This window comes from Microcella indica (genome assembly GCF_013414345.1).
Classification (GTDB): Bacteria; Actinomycetota; Actinomycetes; order Actinomycetales; family Microbacteriaceae; genus Microcella; species Microcella indica.
In genome coordinates, this window is record NZ_CP058670.1 from 1,870,604 (window position 1) to 1,885,155 (window position 14,552).

Here is a 14,552-nt window from a genome sequence, read left to right on the forward strand (position 1 = left end):
TCAGTAGAGGAGGTTGGTGAAGGCGCGGCGCGCGGCGATCGTGCGCTCGTCCTCGGCCCCGACGATCTCGAAGTAGTCGAGAAGGCGGGTGCGGACGACCGCCTTGCCGTCGGCGTCGAGACCAGGAAAGAGGGTGAGCAGGCGCGCGAAGGCGTCTTCCACGTGGCCGCCGCTGAGGTCGAGGTCGGCGACCGCGAGCTGAGCATCCAGATCATCGGGAGCCGCCGCTGCCGCGTCGCGCACCTGCGACGCCTCGCGCCCTTCGAGGCGCTGCAGCAGGGAGACCTGCGCGAGACCGGCCACCGCGTCGCCGTCGGCGGGGCTCTGCGCGATCGCCGTGCGGTAGGCCGTGGCCGCCGCCTCGAGGTCGCCGCGACTGATCGCATCGAAGGCCTCCTGGTGGAGCGGCGGCAGGGGCTGCTCGGCAGGCTCCTCCTCGCCCTCCTCCGGCGCGTCGGCCGACAGCGTTCCGGTCACGCCGTTCTGCGCGGCGAGCTCGAGCACCTGGTCGAGCACCTGGCGCACCTCGGCCTCGGCGGGCATGCCGACGAAGAGGTTCACGGGCCGGCCGCCGACGAGAGCGACGACCGCGGGAACCTGCTGCACCTGGAACGCCTGCGCGACCTGCGGGCTGCTGTTGCCGTCCACCGTCGCGAGAGCGAGCCGGCCGCCGTAGGAGCTCACGATGCCCGGCAGGGCCGGCGCGATGCCCGCGACGTAGAACTCGACGATCACGGGCACCGTGCGCGAGAGCTCGACGACCTCGCCGAACTCGGCGTCGCCCACGTCGCGCACGACCGCGCTGCCGCCTGCTCCTGCGGCCGAGGCGGGGTCTGCGGCTCCCGCCGGAGCCTGCTGGGCGGGCGGCTGCTGAGCCGCGCGCACGAGCGAGGAGAGATCGACGGCGCCCCGCAGGGCGTCAGGGTTCATCGGGCTTTCGGTCACGGTACCTCCCTGGCACTGACGAGCCCCTGGGTGTAGCCGAGCACGCGGACGGGCTCCGTGCTGTCCAGGGGCGGGACGAAGAACAGAATCTGCAGGCCGTACGTCGCGATGATGCCGCGCGTGCTCTGCGCGCTGCCCGAGAGGGCCTCGACGGCGCCGCTCGAGTTGACCGCAGCGCCGGACTGCGTGGGCGTCACCGTCTCGGTCTCGGTGAGGTAGGCCGTCATGATCGCGCCGCCGTCGTTCGTGACGAACGAGAGGATGTCGGCGTCCTCCACGACCCGGTTGGTGAACTCGATCGACGCGGTGTCCGGCAGGGCTGAGCGGCGCTCCCGCTTCGCCTCGAGGCCGATCTGGGTGCGCAGGCTGTCGCCCTCGGCCTCGAACAGGTCGAAGTTCTCGGCCTCCTCGCCGCGGAGCAGCAGCTGCGAGTAGGAAGCGGCGACCTCGGCGGGCGTCACGGCCAGCTGCGGGGTGTCGGCGGGCAGCAGGGGGCTGCCGAGTCCGACGGGCGCGAGCGGCGGCACGACCGCCTGCGGCTCGAGGGTGAGGGCGTAGTGGACCCGATACGGGCTTCGCGGGTCGTCCTGGATCATCAGGAGCGCCTGCGGGGGCCGCGTCTCATCCGTCGGGTCCTCGACGACGGCGAAGATCGCGCGCGGCCACGTCGCGCCCTCGTCGGGGAGGCGCTGGGGCAGGGCGAGCTCGACGTTGCGAGACGGGATCGATACGAGCGACCCGAGTTCGGAGTCCTCCTCGCGCACGGCGTAGGCGGCCTCGCGGAACTGGAGGGCGGGGCCGGCGAGGCGCGTGGCGGCGAGGCCCTCGTCGGTCTCCTCATCGGCGAGCGCCACCGTCTCGCCTACGCGGCTGACGATGCGGTCGATCTGGCGCTCGCTCGCGGCGACCGCGGGGGTCACGGGCTCCTCTGTCGGCGCCGGGCTCGGCGTCGCGACGATCGACGCACCGGGCGTGCACGCGGAGAGCACGAGGGCCGTGATGAGCAGCCCGGGTACGAGAGCGATGCGCGACGCGGAGCGCCGACCCTTCGGGCGCCCCAGTGTCGGTCGCCCGGAGAGCGGGCGGTAGCGCGAGGGCCGCGGAACCTTCGGCATCTTCTGCGCCTTGGCCGACTTGCGGCGCGGACCCCGCTGTCGACGCATGTGCAGGAGTGCCCAGAGGAGCGCGATGAGACCGAGGATGAGCGACCCGACTCCCCCGAGGATGAGCCAGGTCGAGTACGGGGTGCTGCTGTCGAGGGGCCAGGTCACCGAGAACTCCTGCGGAGCGGGCAGCTCGCCGTCGGAGACCAGCAGCACCGAGACGTCGCGGGGAACGTTGACGGTGATGCCGAGCTCGCCCTCGCCCGTGAAGTCGTCGTACCAGAGGTCGCTGCCGTACGGGTCGGGTACCGACTCCTCCGACCCGCTGACGGGCTGCGCGACGAGCTCGCCGAGCTCCTCGTCGAAGGTCACGAGCGTGTACCGCGTGTCGCCGACCCAGGCGAGCACGTCGCCCGTGCGCCCGTAGGCGGCCACGACCCGGTCGGTCTGCGCGATCTGCTCCTCGCCGTCCTCCGCGTCGGCGCCCCCTTCCTCATCGGGCTCGGCCGCGGTGTCGGGCGGTGCGACGACGCCACCGCGGATGGCGAGGGTCTGGCGCCCCTCGTAGGCGTTGAGAGCCGACCCGTCGATGACCGTGACGGTCGCAGCGCTGTCGAGCTGGACGGTCGACGTGACGCTCTCCGGCGGGGCGAGCACGGTGCGCTGGGCGACCCCGAGACCGACGCCGACGACGGCGACCACGAAGAAGACGATGGCAATGATGAATCGCACGGATTCACTCCTCTCGTGCCGGCGCACGACTCCCCGTTCAGCACCCGCCCGCGCGTGTCGACCGCGGGAGGCGGTCGCTGAGGGACGAGGTCGCTGCGGTTCAGGACTGATCGGGCGACGAGAGCATCAGCCCGGTGCAGTCAGCGGCCAGCAGATTACAGACATTCCAGATTAGCGGATGCCCGGGGTGCGCGTCGCCGCGGGGCGGCCGAGCGGGCCCCCTCTGGCCGAATACTCAGGCGAGGCAAAGACCGAGTGCGCCGATAGACTCGCAGAGTTCGCGCCCCACCGACCCGGGAGACTCACACGTGGCAGGCACAGAGTTCGATTTCGGCACCGAGATGCGCGGCTACAAGCGCGAGGACGTCGACAAGGCCCTCCAGGACCTCCGGCGCGACCTCATCCAGTCGAATACGGAGCGGGCGGAGACCGCCAAGGAGCTCAAGCGCCTGCACGCCGTCATCGACGACCTGCAGTCAGAGCTCGACGAGGTGGGGCGCCCGACGTACGCGGGCCTCGGCACGAAGCTCGAGCAGACCCTGCGCGTTGCCGAGGAGCAGTCGACGCGCCTCATCAGCCAGGCCGACATCGACGCGGAGAAGCTGCGCACGAGCGCACAGGCGGAGGCCGAGCGCCTGCAGGCCGAGACGGCGGAGCGCACCGAGCAGCTCGTCGCCGAGGCGACGGAGCGCGCGCGGCAGCTGGTCGACGATGCGACCCGCGAGGCGGAGGACCTGGTGACGCGTGCGCGCGCCGACGCGGACGCGCTCGTGACCGAGGCGCAGCGGGAGGCCGCGGCCGTTCGCGGCGCGGTGTCCACCGAGGCGGCGGAGGCGCGCGCGACCGCGAAGCGCGAGATCGCGGCGCAGCGCGCCGAGACCGAACGACAGCTCGCCGAGCTGCGGGTCGTCGCCGACCGCGAGGTCGCCGACGCGCGGGATGCCGCGGCGCAGCTCGCTCGCGAGACCGAGCAGGCCCGCGCGGAGTTCGAGAGCGACGACGCCACGCGCCGCGCGCAGCTCGACGCCGACATCACGAACGCGCGCACCGACCTCGAGGACGAGGTGCGGCGGGCTCGCGATGAGGCCGCGCGCGAGGTCGCGCAGAGCAGGGAGGCGTGGGCGGCCGAGGAGGCCCGTCGGCGGAAGGAGCTCAGCGACGAACTCGCCGCGATGCGCCTCGCTGCGGAGCGCGAGACGACGCTGCTGCGGGAGACCACCGAGCGCGAGACCACCGAGCTGCGCGAGACCACCGAGCGGGACACCACCGAGCTGCGGGAGAACGCCGAGCGCGAGGCCGCGGAGCTGCGTGATGCCGCCGAGCGCGACACGACCGAGCTGCGGGAGAGCACGGAGCGCGAGCTCGCGGAGCTGCGGGCGTCGACCGAGCGCGAGGCGTCGCAGCTGCGCCAGGACGCCGAGACGGCCGCTCTGCGCGTGCGCGAGCGCGCTGAGCAGGACACGACGGAGCTGCGCGCGACGACCGAGCGCGAGCTCGCTGAACTGCGGGAGGCCGCTGAGCAGCAGGCTCTCGAGACCCGCAGCGCACTCGAGCGCGAGTCGGCGCGACAGCGAGGCGTCCTCGCCGACGAGGTAGCCAAGGCGCGAGCGCGGCTCGTGCACGATGCGGAGGAGAATCGCGCGCGTCTCGAGCGCGAGGCCGAGCAGGCGCGCACCGACCTCGAGGTCGAGCTCACGGCGCGACGGGACGAGGCCGAGAAGGAGTATCTCGCGCGCCAGCAGGAGGCCGTAGCTCAGACCCAGCGCTACCTCGATGAGGCGACCGCCCAGCTCACCGAGGCCCAGGCCAGGGCGGCAGCGGTGCGCACCGAGGCGGAGGCACTCGACCGCAGCGCGCGGGAGGAGGCTCAGAAGCGGCGGGCCGACGCTGACGCCACCGCACGCGAGGTGCTCGCGAACGCCGAGCAGCGCGCACAGGCGCTGCAGAAGGAGGCGGAGGAGCGCAGCGCGAAGCTCGTCGCCGAGGCGGAGGAGTCTCTCGCACGCATCCGCGTCGAGCGCGACGCCGTGGCTGGCTACTTCGAGGGCCTGCGCGGAGTACTCTCGCAGGCAGAAACGCTGTCCCAGCGCGACGACTAGGCTGACGCCGCTCGACCTCAGGAGCCACGGCACGTGAAGATTCAGAACGCATTCCGCTTCGGCCTGTTCGGCGGGCTCGGGGTTCTCGTCGCACTCGTCATCGGCGGCGCGATCACGAGCCTCGCGACGATCATCACCTACATCGGCGCGGCGCTCTTCATCGCTCTCGGGCTGGATCCGCTCGTCTCATGGCTCGAGGAGCGCAAGTGGCCCCGCTGGGCGGCGATCCTCACCGTCCTCGTGGGAGTCCTCGGGCTGTTCACGGGGCTCGTCTTCACCATCGCCCCCGTGATCGTCGAGCAGTCGAGCCGGCTCGTGGCGAGCATCTCCGACTACGTGCGGTCGCTCGATTCGCTCGACGACTTCTTCGACAACGTGCAGTCGTTCATCCCGGTCGAGGTCGTCGACGTGCGCCTGGCCGCCGAGTCAGCTCTCGAGTGGATCACGAACCCCGACAACCTCACGCAGGTCGGCGGCGGCGTGCTGTCGGTCGGCATCGGCATTGCGACCGGCGTGTTCGGCGCCCTCATCATCCTCATCCTGACCCTCTACTTCGTCGCCTCCCTCAACAACCTCAAGAGCGCCGTATACAAGCTCGTTCCGATGTCGAAGCGCGAGCGCTTCATCGGCATCGCCGAGCAGGTCTCCTCGGCCGTCGGGCGCTACGTCGTCGGCCAGGTCACACTCGCCTTCTGCAACGGCGTGCTGAGCTTCATCTTCCTGTCGATCATCGGCGCGCAGTACCCCGCGCTGTTCGCCTTCGTCGCGTTCCTGTTCTCGCTCGTGCCGCTCGTGGGAACCCTCTCGGGGTCGATCCTCATCGTGCTCACGCAGCTGCTCGTGAACCCGGAGTCGATCTCGACGGTCATCGTCGCCGCCATCTACTACCTGGCCTACATGCAGATCGAGGCGTACGTGCTGAGCCCGAACATCATGAACCGGGCTGTGAAGGTGCCCGGCGTCGTCGTCGTGATCGCCGCGCTCGCGGGAGGCACGCTCTTGGGGATCCTCGGGGCCCTCATCGCCATTCCGGTCGCGGCGTCGATCCTCATCGTCATCGACCAGGTCGTGGTGCCCAAGCAGGAAGCGCTCTAGCGGTGGGCCCTAGGGCCACCGCGTGGGCAGCGGCAGCACACCGGGGTTGAGCCGCGCCACGATCTCGCTCAGCACGCGCGAGGTCTGCGCCTCCCCGACCCAGAGGTGCTTGCCGCCCTCGACGGCGACGAACTCCTTGTCGGGGACGGAGGCGAACCTCTCCTCGGCCTCGGGCGGTCGCAAGTAGTCGTCGAGCTCGGGCACCACGACGACGAGGCGCGGGCCCGCGTGCGCCCACGCCGCGACCTCCTCCTCGCTCGCACGGTGCAGCGGAGGCGACAGCAGGATCGCGCCCTCGATCTCGTGCTCGAGGCCGTGCTTGAGCGCGACCTCGGTGCCGAACGACCAGCCGAGCAGCCACGGCGCGGGCAGGCCGCGCTCCCGCACGAAGGCCATGGCGGCTGCGAGGTCGTCGGCTTCGGCGTCGCCGTGCCCGAAGTCGCCCTCCGAGGTTCCGCGCGGTGAGGACACGCCGCGGAAGTTGAAGCGCAGCACAGCGAGATCCGCCATCGCCGGCAGGCGGGCCGCGGCCTTGCGCAGCACGTGCGAGTCCATGAACCCGCCTGCCGTGGGCAGCGGGTGCAGGCACACGAGGGTCGCGACGGGCTCGGCATCCTCCGGCAGCGCGAGCTCGCCGACGAGCGTGAGCCCGTCGGCCGTGTGCAGCTCGATCTCCTCGCGCCGGGCGGGCAGCACCGTGCCGCCCCGAATCAGTTCGCTCACGGTCGGATCCTCTCGATCATCGTCGTCAGTGGTGCGCGTGACCTCGTCCGTCGCGCGGGTCACGGCTCGATCTGCCAGCAGCGGGAGTGCCAGTGGCGCCGCGCGGCGAGGTCGGCCTGCTCCCCCATGAGGCCGTCGGCACGCCAGGCGACGACGTGCGCGACGCCCACGGGCACCTCAGCCCCGCACCCCGGGCACGTGTAGACCTTCTGCGCGGCGGCGGCTCCGACCGGCTGCACGTTCCACGTACCCGAGCGCTTCATCTCGGTGCGCCGCATGCCGAGCCGGATGCGCTCGAGATCGAGCTCCGACGGCTCCTCCGCGGCGCGACGGCGACGCGAACGGTTGCTGCGGGGCATACCGAGGGAGCCTAGTACCAGCCGATGCGCTGGCTCGTCGCCCACGCGCCGCACGGCGTGCCGTAGCGCGCCTCGATGTAGCCGAGGCCCCACGTGATCTGCGTGCGCGGGTTCGTCGCCCAGTCGGAGCCCACGCTCGCCATCTTGTTGCCGGGGAGCGACTGAGGGATGCCGTAGGCACCCGAGCTGGCGTTGTGCGCGTACACGTTCCAGCCGGACTCCTTGTTCCAGAGGGCGACGAGGCAGTCGAACTCGGCACTGCTCCACCCGCGCGCCGCGACCATGTCTGCGGCGATCCCCTGCGCGGTGCCGGGGTCGGGCGTGCCCGCCGCGGGAGCGACGCCGTAGGTGACGACGCGGCTCGTCGTCCACTCCCCGCGATCGGCCGAGATCTCGTGATCGGGGGAGGCGACGAAGGTCTGGACGTCGGGGGCGGCGGGAGCCTCCGTCTGCTCGGCGGCGAGGCTCAGGCTCGGAGTGGGGTCGGTCACGGCCGCGAGCACGAAGGCGAGGCTCGCCACGGAGGCGAAGAGCGGCAGCGACCAGGAGGAGCGCACGTGGCGCTCGATCGTCGGCACTCCCGGCGTCGCCCTGGCATGGTCTACGGCGCCCTCACCGGGTCGACTCGACGCGGTGGGGCGCGCCTTCGTCGCTGCATGCCTACCCACGGGGCGTCATTCTAGCCCGAGGAGCCGAGGGTCGACTCAGCGGACGGCCAGCATGAGGCGGATCGTCGTGTCGAGCAGCAGGTCGACCTGCGTCTCGTCGTACCCGCGGAAGGCGGGGCGGAAGGCGATCGTGCGCACGTTTTCCACCGTGAGCGGGGCACCCTCCTGGAAGTACCTGCTGACCCGATCCATGAAGGCGTCCACGTCCTCCGCGCGATAGCCGCGCGACAGCGCGCTCACGCGACGGAACCGGCGACCCTCCGGTCGGGCGAGCCGATCGATGATGTCCTGCGCTGTCGTGCGCGACTCGGCATCGTAGGCCTCCTGCCCGAGCTCGGCGATCGCCCGCTCGCGCTCCCGCGCGGCGAAGGCCTCCTCGAGGCGCTCGAGAGCGGCATCCACGTGACGGGCCGAGTACCCGCCACGGCGGCGCACGCGGAAGGCGGTGTGGCGGATGTCGTCGCTCGTGAGCGAGCCCTCCGTACCGGGCGCCGCGCCGTACGCGGTGCGGGCCACCTCGAGGAACTGCTCCACCTCGTCGATGTCGTAGCCCGGCTTGCCCGGGCGCGGAGCGGGAAACGTGGAGGTCACGTCACCATTCTGCCCCAGTCGGGGAGCCTCAGGCGACGATGACGAAGAACACGTACGCGACGACGGTCGCGGGCAGGATCGAGTCGAGCCGGTCGAGGAACCCGCCGTGGCCGGGCAGCCACGTGGAGATGTCCTTGATGCCGAGATCGCGCTTGATGAGCGACTCGGTGAGATCTCCGAGCGTCGCGGCCCCGACGAGCGCGAGGCCGAGCAGCACGCCGACCCACCACTCGATGCCGATCATGAAGAGTGCGAGGAGCACCGAGGCGATGATCGCGACGACGACGGAGCCGGCGAAGCCCTCCCACGTCTTCTTGGGGCTGATTCGCGGCGCCATGGGGTGCTTGCCGAACAGGAGCCCGGACGCGTAGGCGCCGGTGTCGATGCTGATGACGACGATGAGGTACGCGAGCACCCACCACTGCCCGCCGAGCTGGCCCGCCATGACGACGGCGAAGCCGCCGAGCAGGGCCACGTAGGCGAGCACGAGCACTCCGGCACCGAGATCCGTTCCCAGCGAGGCGGCGCCCGTGCGCCGAGCAGGGATGAGCTGCTCGGCGAGCCGCCACACGCTCACGAACGCGACACCGGCGAGGATGGCCCACCATAGGCCCTCGGCCCCGAGGTAAAACGCGGGCACGATGACACCGACCGCGGCGATCACGAGCGGGATGCGCGGCACATCGCGCCCTGCGAAGCGCAGCGCGCTCGCGAGCTCGTACGCGGTGAAGGCCACGAGGGCCGCGCCGAAAAGCATGAAGATCTCTTTGACGACGATGAGGCTGAACAGGAGGGCGAGACCGAGGATCAACCCGAAGAGGATGGCTTTGGGCAGGTTGCGGCCGACGCGGGCCTCGACCCGAGCATCCATCTCGCGCGCTCGCGACTCCAGGTCGTGCAGGGCGGTCTCCACGTCGTGGAGGGCGGCCTCGACGTCGGCGCGCGTGCGACCGCGCCGCGCGAACGGAAAGCGGCTTCGCCGCGCCGGCCCAGTCTGATCGGCAGGCACCTTGTGAGCAGACACCGGTGCGGCAGACTGCTCCACCGGGGTCTCGGGGGTGGGTTCGACGGGCTCCGGGGGCATCTAGACCTCGAGGAGCTCGGCTTCCTTCTTCTTGAGGGCCTCGTCGGCCGCGTCCGTGTGCTTCTTCGTGAGCGCCTCGAGGTCCTTCTCGGCGCGCGCCACCTCGTCATCGCCGACCTCGCTCTTGAGAGCGTCGAGGTCGTCCTTCGCCTTGCGGCGGATGTTGCGGATCGCGACCTTGCAGTCCTCCGCCTTGCCCTTGACGATCTTCACGTACTCCTTGCGGCGGTCCTCCGTGAGTTCGGGCATCGTCACGCGGATGATCTCGCCGTCGTTGTTGGGGCTGGCCCCGAGGTTCGGGAAGTTCACGATCGCGCGCTCGATCTCCTTGAGCGCCGTCTTGTCGTACGGCGTGATGATGAGCGTGCGCGCCTCGGGGTTCTGCAGGCTCGCGAGCTGCGCGAGCGGCGTCGGCGAGCCGTAGTAGTCGACGAGGATCTTCTGGAACAGCTGCGGGTTCGCGCGCCCGGTGCGGACGGTCGAGAAGTCCTCTTTGGCGACCTCGACGGCCTTGGTCATCTTGTCAGCGGCTTCGGCGAGAACGTCGGCGATCACGGGCGGCTCCTTCGGTGGGTCGAGGGCCAGTCTAGTGGTCGCGGGGCGTCCGACGGGCGGGATGCACGGCCGACGCCGCACGCGCGCGTTCTCGGCACGGCTCAGCCCAGAGCGAGCAGAGCGACGCCCCCGATCACCACGATGCTGCCGAGGATGCGGCGCATCGGGTGCGGCTCGCGGATGAGCATCCACCCCGCGAGGGCGATGAGCACGACGCTCACCTCGCGCGCCGGCGCCACGATCGCCACGGGCGCGAGCTGGTAGGCGAAGAGCACCGCGATGTAGGCGAGGGACGAGAGAACGCCCACGAGCACAGCGGCGATCGGATGCGCCCGAGCCGTCGCGGCCGCGGTCGCCGGCGTGCGCAGCGCGATCGCGCCGAGCACGAGCAGCTGCACGACCATGCTCGCCCAGTAGTAGCCGACCGGGGCGAGGCCGGCGAGAGTCACGGCGGCGGCGTCCCACAGCGTGTACGCGGCGATGACGCTGAGCAGGGGCCCGACGCCCCGCGCTACGGGGTACACGACGCCGACGTCGGCGAGCCGGTGCCCGCGCTGCAGCAGCAGGAAGTACGCCAGCTGCAGCGTGGCGCTGCCCGCGACGAGCGCGACCACGTACCAGCCGTCCTGCGCCGGAGGCTCGGTCGCGAGCGAGACGACACCGAACGGCGCGAGGGCGATCACTCCGACCAGCAGGGTCGCGGCGATGAAGGGCGTGCCGCTCGTGCCTGCACGCTTCATCGCGATGTTCCACGTCGCGTGGGCGAGGGCTGCACCCCCGATGAGCAGTGCGGCGATCATGACGCCGCCGGTTCAGTTCGAGACGCGCGTGCCGATGTGATCGCCGCGAATCGCCTTCGCGACGTTGCCGGCGGGCTCCATGCCGAACACGACCATCGGCATGCCGTTGTCCATGCACAGGCTGAAGGCGGTCGAGTCGACGACCTTGAGTCCCTTCACGAGCGCGTCCTGATAGGTGATGCGATCGAGCTTGTGGGCCTCCGGGTTGTGGCGCGGGTCAGCGCTGTAGACGCCGTCGACGCCGTTCTTGGCGACGAGCACCTCGTCGGCCTTGATCTCGAGCGCGCGCTGCGCCGCCACGGTGTCGGTCGAGAAGTACGGCAGGCCCGCCCCGGCGCCGAATACGACCACGCGGCCCTTCTCGAGGTGGCGCACGGCGCGCAGCGGAATGTAGGGCTCGGCGACCTGCGTCATCTGGATCGCCGACTGCACGCGCACGGGTGCGCCGGCCTGCTCGAGGAAGTCTTGCAGGGCGAGAGCGTTCATGACCGTGCCGAGCATGCCCATGTAGTCGGCCCGGCCGCGGTCCATTCCGCGCTGACTGAGCTCGGCGCCGCGGAAGAAGTTGCCGCCGCCTACGACGACCGCCACCTCGACGTCCTTCGCCGCCTCGGCGATCTCGCGCGCGATGCCGCTCACGACGTCGGGGTTGACACCGAGGGATCCGGCGCCGAACGCCTCACCCGAGAGCTTGAGCAGCACCCGACGCTTCTTCTCGACCACGGTGTGCTCCTTCTTCTCGTACGGCACTTCCAGCGTATGGGGTGATGGGGGTCGGGGATACCGCGATCCATCAACTTTGGTTGATCTCTGCCCGAACATCAACTAAAGTTGACGCCATGGCCGAGAGCATGCACATCCCCTCCCCCGAGGACCCCGCCGAAGCCTTCGCCGCCGTCGTGGCGCTGCGACGCCTCGCCGCGACTCTCGAGCGCGAGGCGGTCGATCGCGCGCTCGAGGAGCGCTGGACGTGGTCAGACATCGGTCAGGCCCTGGGGATGACCGCGCAGGCCGCCCACAAGCGGCTCTCCCCGGCACGACGCGCATCCCGCTAGAAAGGACCCATGCTGTGCCCCTGCGAACCGCTCGACACGACATCGCCCTCATCACCGCACTGCTGACGACGGCCGAGACCGAAGCCCGAGCCCTCGGCGACTCCGCCCCGGGCGCGGAGCATCTGCTGCTCGCCTCCCTGCTCGTCGACGACGCCTCGGCGCGTGAGGCCTCGGGAGTCTCCGCTGACGCGGTTCGCGCGGCGATCTCGGTCGTCCACGTCGAGTCCCTCGGGGCGATCGGCGTGACGCACGCCGAACTCGACGACTCCCTGCCCCCGGGCCGGGGCGTCTACCGAAGCGACGTGAGCGCTCAGGAGGTCTTCCAGCAGGCGCGCCGACTCGCTCGCCGATCTCCCCGCGGGCTGCGATCGGCGCACGTGCTGCTCGCGGTGGCCGAGCGCGAGCACGGCACGGCCGCCCGCGTTCTCACCCAGCTCGGGCTCCAGCGGGCATCCGTCGTCGACGCTGCTCGGAAGGTGCTCGAGCGATGACGACAGGCACCGACGACCGACGGTGCCGCAGAGACCGACGAAAGCCCCGGGTCTCGTGCAGACCCGGGGCTTTCGCGGTGATGACGTTAGGCGCCGACCTTGAAGCGGGCGAAGCCCGTCACGGCGATACCGGCGTCCTTGGCGACCTGCGCGACGGACAGCTTGTTGTCGCGCGCGTAGTCCTGCTCGAGCAGGGCGACCTGCTTGAAGAAGGCGCCGACGCGACCCTCGACGATCTTGGGCAGAGCGGCTTCGGGCTTGCCCTCGTTGCGGCTGATCTCCTCGACGATGCGGCGCTCGTTGTCGACCGTCTCGGCCGGAACGTCGTCGCGCGTGAGGTACTGCGGGTCGGCGAAGGAGATGTGCTGCGCGATGCCGCGCGCCGTCTCCGCGTCGTCACCCGTGTAGGAGACGACGACGCCGACCTGCGGCGGGAGGTCCTTGTTGGTGCGGTGCAGGTAGACCTCGAACTGGGAGCCGTCGACGCGGGCGACGCGGCGCAGCTCCATCTTCTCGCCGATGATCGCGGCCTCGGCGTCGATGAGCTCGGCGACCGTCTGGTCGCCCACCTTCGCCGCGAGCGCCTCCTCGGCACTCGCCGCGCCGGCCGCGCTCACGGCTGCGAGGACCGTCGAGCCCAGTGCGCCGAACTTGTCGCCCTTGGCGACGAAGTCGGTCTCGCACGCGAGCTCGATGAGCACGGCGTAGCCGTCTGCCTCGTGCGCCGCGATGAGGCCCTCGCTCGTCGAGCGGTCGGCGCGCTTCGCGTTGCCCTTCGCGCCCTTCAGGCGCAGGATCTCGACGGCCTTCTCCATGTCGCCTTCGGCTTCGACGAGGGCGTTCTTGGTGTCGACCATGCCGGTGCCGAGGCGCTCGCGCAGGGTCTTGACGTCTTCCAGGCTGACAGTGGCCATGGAGGGTCTCCTCTACTTCTCGTCGGCCGACGCGGCAGCGTCGGCATCGGTCTTCTCAGCCGCCGGCTTCTTGGCGGCGGGCTTCTTGGCAGCGGGCTTCGCGGCAGCAGGGGCCTTCGTGGCCGGCGCCTTCTTCGCGGCTGGCTTCTTCTCCGCAGGCTCCTTCTCCTCGGGCGCAGCCTCGGCCTCGATCTTCGCCTCGGCCTCGGCGGGCGCCTCGGGAGCGTGCTCCGGCTCGGCGTCGGTCGTCGGCTCGGTCGTGGCGACCGCCGCGTCGGCGTCGTTCTCCTCGACCGTCGCGCCCACGCCCTCGGTCTGACCGGCGGGCGTCTCGGCCTTCGCCGCGTCGCTAGTGCCCTGCTCGAGCAGTTCGCGCTCCCACTCGGCCAGCGGCTCGACGGCGGAGACGTTGCCCTCGGCCTCGGGCTTCTGGTGGCGCTGGATGAGACCCTCGGCAGCAGCATCCGCGATGATGCGCGTCAGCAGCGAGACGGAGCGGATCGCGTCGTCGTTGCCGGGGATCGGGTAGGCGAGCTCGTCGGGGTCGGCGTTCGTGTCGAGGATGCCGATGACGGGGATGCCGAGCTTGCGGGCCTCGTCGATCGCGAGGTGCTCGCGCTTGGGGTCGACGACCCACATGGCGCTCGGCGTCTTCGTGAGGTTGCGGATACCGCCGAGCGACTTGTGCAGCTTCTTGAGCTCGCGGCTCTTGATGAGCAGCTCCTTCTTGGTGAAGCCCTGCGTCGTGTCGTCGAAGTCGATCTCCTCGAGCTCCTTCATGCGCGAGAGGCGCTTGGAGACCGTCTGGAAGTTGGTGAGGAGGCCACCGAGCCAGCGCTGGTTGACGTAGGGCTGGCCCACGCGCGTCGCCTGCTCGGCGATGGACTCCTGCGCCTGCTTCTTGGTGCCGACGAAGAGGATCGTGCCGCTGTGGGCGACCGTCTCCTTCGCGAAGTCGTAGGCCTGGTCTATGTAGGCGAGCGACTGCTGCAGGTCGATGATGTGGATGCCGCTGCGCTCGGTGAGGATGAAGCGCTTGACTTTCGGATTCCAGCGGCGGGTCTGGTGCCCGAAGTGCACGCCGCTGTCGAGCAGCTGGCGAATGGTGACGACGGCCATGGCCGTACTCCTTTGATCTCAGTTGTCGCTCTCTGACCGGTTGGCGAGAGCCCTGGTGCCCGGCGCTACCTCCCACCCGCACGGTTCACACCCCGCGCTAGCGGGGCCCGAGTGGGACTGAGGGAGGTGTGCGCCGTGGATGGGCACGCGAAGTCAACCGAACGAGCCGGTTGCGATGGTCAGCATATCACCGCTCCCCCAGGGCACGCACCGGCGGCC

General features: G+C 70.8%; 15 protein-coding genes and 1 pseudogene. 4 read left to right on the forward strand and 12 right to left on the reverse strand.

Going from position 1 to position 14,552, the window contains the following annotated elements; all coding sequences use genetic code 11:
* Positions 1 to 945, reverse strand: a complete 945-nt coding sequence (locus tag HUJ41_RS09155) for a co-chaperone YbbN (protein ID WP_431356461.1) — start codon at positions 943 to 945, stop codon at positions 1 to 3.
* Complete coding sequence (locus HUJ41_RS09160) at positions 942 to 2,780, reverse strand: DUF8094 domain-containing protein (protein ID WP_179872309.1); 1,839 nt, start codon at positions 2,778 to 2,780, stop codon at positions 942 to 944. The genes HUJ41_RS09155 and HUJ41_RS09160 overlap by 4 nt, the downstream gene beginning before the upstream one ends.
* A gap of 308 nt (positions 2,781 to 3,088) precedes the next feature.
* Here HUJ41_RS09160 and HUJ41_RS09165 point away from each other — a divergent pair, with 308 nt between their 5' ends.
* A complete protein-coding gene (locus HUJ41_RS09165) occupies positions 3,089 to 4,879 on the forward strand; it encodes a DivIVA domain-containing protein (RefSeq protein WP_224744433.1) in 1,791 nt (596 codons plus the stop codon).
* A 33-nt stretch (positions 4,880 to 4,912) separates the two neighbouring features.
* Positions 4,913 to 5,974: an AI-2E family transporter gene (locus HUJ41_RS09170; protein WP_179872310.1), complete on the forward strand. Its 1,062-nt coding sequence runs from the start codon at positions 4,913 to 4,915 to the stop codon at positions 5,972 to 5,974.
* A 9-nt stretch (positions 5,975 to 5,983) separates the two neighbouring features.
* Here the strand turns inward: HUJ41_RS09170 and HUJ41_RS09175 are convergent, their stop codons facing one another.
* The 8 genes from HUJ41_RS09175 to pyrH form a co-directional block, all read right to left on the reverse strand.
* Positions 5,984 to 6,697 carry an alpha/beta hydrolase gene (locus HUJ41_RS09175; RefSeq protein ID WP_179872311.1) on the reverse strand — a complete coding sequence of 238 codons (714 nt, stop codon included), beginning with the start codon at positions 6,695 to 6,697 and terminating at the stop codon, positions 5,984 to 5,986.
* A 59-nt stretch (positions 6,698 to 6,756) separates the two neighbouring features.
* Entirely contained in the window at positions 6,757 to 7,056 is a 300-nt protein-coding gene (locus tag HUJ41_RS09180; protein WP_179872312.1) for a hypothetical protein, read from the reverse strand.
* A gap of 11 nt (positions 7,057 to 7,067) precedes the next feature.
* Positions 7,068 to 7,724 (reverse strand): aggregation-promoting factor C-terminal-like domain-containing protein, encoded by a 657-nt coding sequence (locus HUJ41_RS12905; RefSeq protein ID WP_348531830.1) that lies wholly within the window; start codon positions 7,722 to 7,724, stop codon positions 7,068 to 7,070.
* Between the two features lie 36 nt (positions 7,725 to 7,760).
* On the reverse strand, positions 7,761 to 8,315 hold the full coding sequence (locus HUJ41_RS09190; protein WP_179872313.1) for a DivIVA domain-containing protein: 555 nt from the start codon (positions 8,313 to 8,315) through the stop codon (positions 7,761 to 7,763).
* 28 nt (positions 8,316 to 8,343) lie between these two features.
* Positions 8,344 to 9,324 carry a phosphatidate cytidylyltransferase gene (locus HUJ41_RS09195; RefSeq protein WP_224744434.1) on the reverse strand — a complete coding sequence of 327 codons (981 nt, stop codon included), beginning with the start codon at positions 9,322 to 9,324 and terminating at the stop codon, positions 8,344 to 8,346.
* A gap of 75 nt (positions 9,325 to 9,399) precedes the next feature.
* Positions 9,400 to 9,954 carry a ribosome recycling factor gene (gene frr / locus HUJ41_RS09200; RefSeq protein ID WP_179872315.1) on the reverse strand — a complete coding sequence of 185 codons (555 nt, stop codon included), beginning with the start codon at positions 9,952 to 9,954 and terminating at the stop codon, positions 9,400 to 9,402.
* A 101-nt stretch (positions 9,955 to 10,055) separates the two neighbouring features.
* Complete coding sequence (locus HUJ41_RS09205) at positions 10,056 to 10,754, reverse strand: hypothetical protein (protein WP_179872316.1); 699 nt, start codon at positions 10,752 to 10,754, stop codon at positions 10,056 to 10,058.
* 12 nt (positions 10,755 to 10,766) lie between these two features.
* On the reverse strand, positions 10,767 to 11,504 hold the full coding sequence (gene pyrH / locus HUJ41_RS09210; protein WP_431356462.1) for a UMP kinase: 738 nt from the start codon (positions 11,502 to 11,504) through the stop codon (positions 10,767 to 10,769).
* A gap of 89 nt (positions 11,505 to 11,593) precedes the next feature.
* Here pyrH and HUJ41_RS09215 point away from each other — a divergent pair, with 89 nt between their 5' ends.
* Positions 11,594 to 11,809 (forward strand): helix-turn-helix domain-containing protein, encoded by a 216-nt coding sequence (locus HUJ41_RS09215; RefSeq protein ID WP_179872318.1) that lies wholly within the window; start codon positions 11,594 to 11,596, stop codon positions 11,807 to 11,809.
* 14 nt (positions 11,810 to 11,823) lie between these two features.
* Positions 11,824 to 12,300 (forward strand): Clp protease N-terminal domain-containing protein, encoded by a 477-nt coding sequence (locus HUJ41_RS09220; protein ID WP_179872319.1) that lies wholly within the window; start codon positions 11,824 to 11,826, stop codon positions 12,298 to 12,300.
* A gap of 86 nt (positions 12,301 to 12,386) precedes the next feature.
* Here HUJ41_RS09220 and tsf read toward each other — a convergent pair whose 3' ends face one another.
* Both tsf and rpsB read right to left on the reverse strand, forming a co-directional pair.
* Positions 12,387 to 13,214: a translation elongation factor Ts gene (gene tsf, locus HUJ41_RS09225; protein WP_179872320.1), complete on the reverse strand. Its 828-nt coding sequence runs from the start codon at positions 13,212 to 13,214 to the stop codon at positions 12,387 to 12,389.
* A 147-nt stretch (positions 13,215 to 13,361) separates the two neighbouring features.
* Positions 13,362 to 14,333: pseudogene (gene rpsB / locus HUJ41_RS09230) on the reverse strand (30S ribosomal protein S2); the annotation flags it as partial.
* Between the last annotated feature and the right edge of the window lie 219 nt (positions 14,334 to 14,552).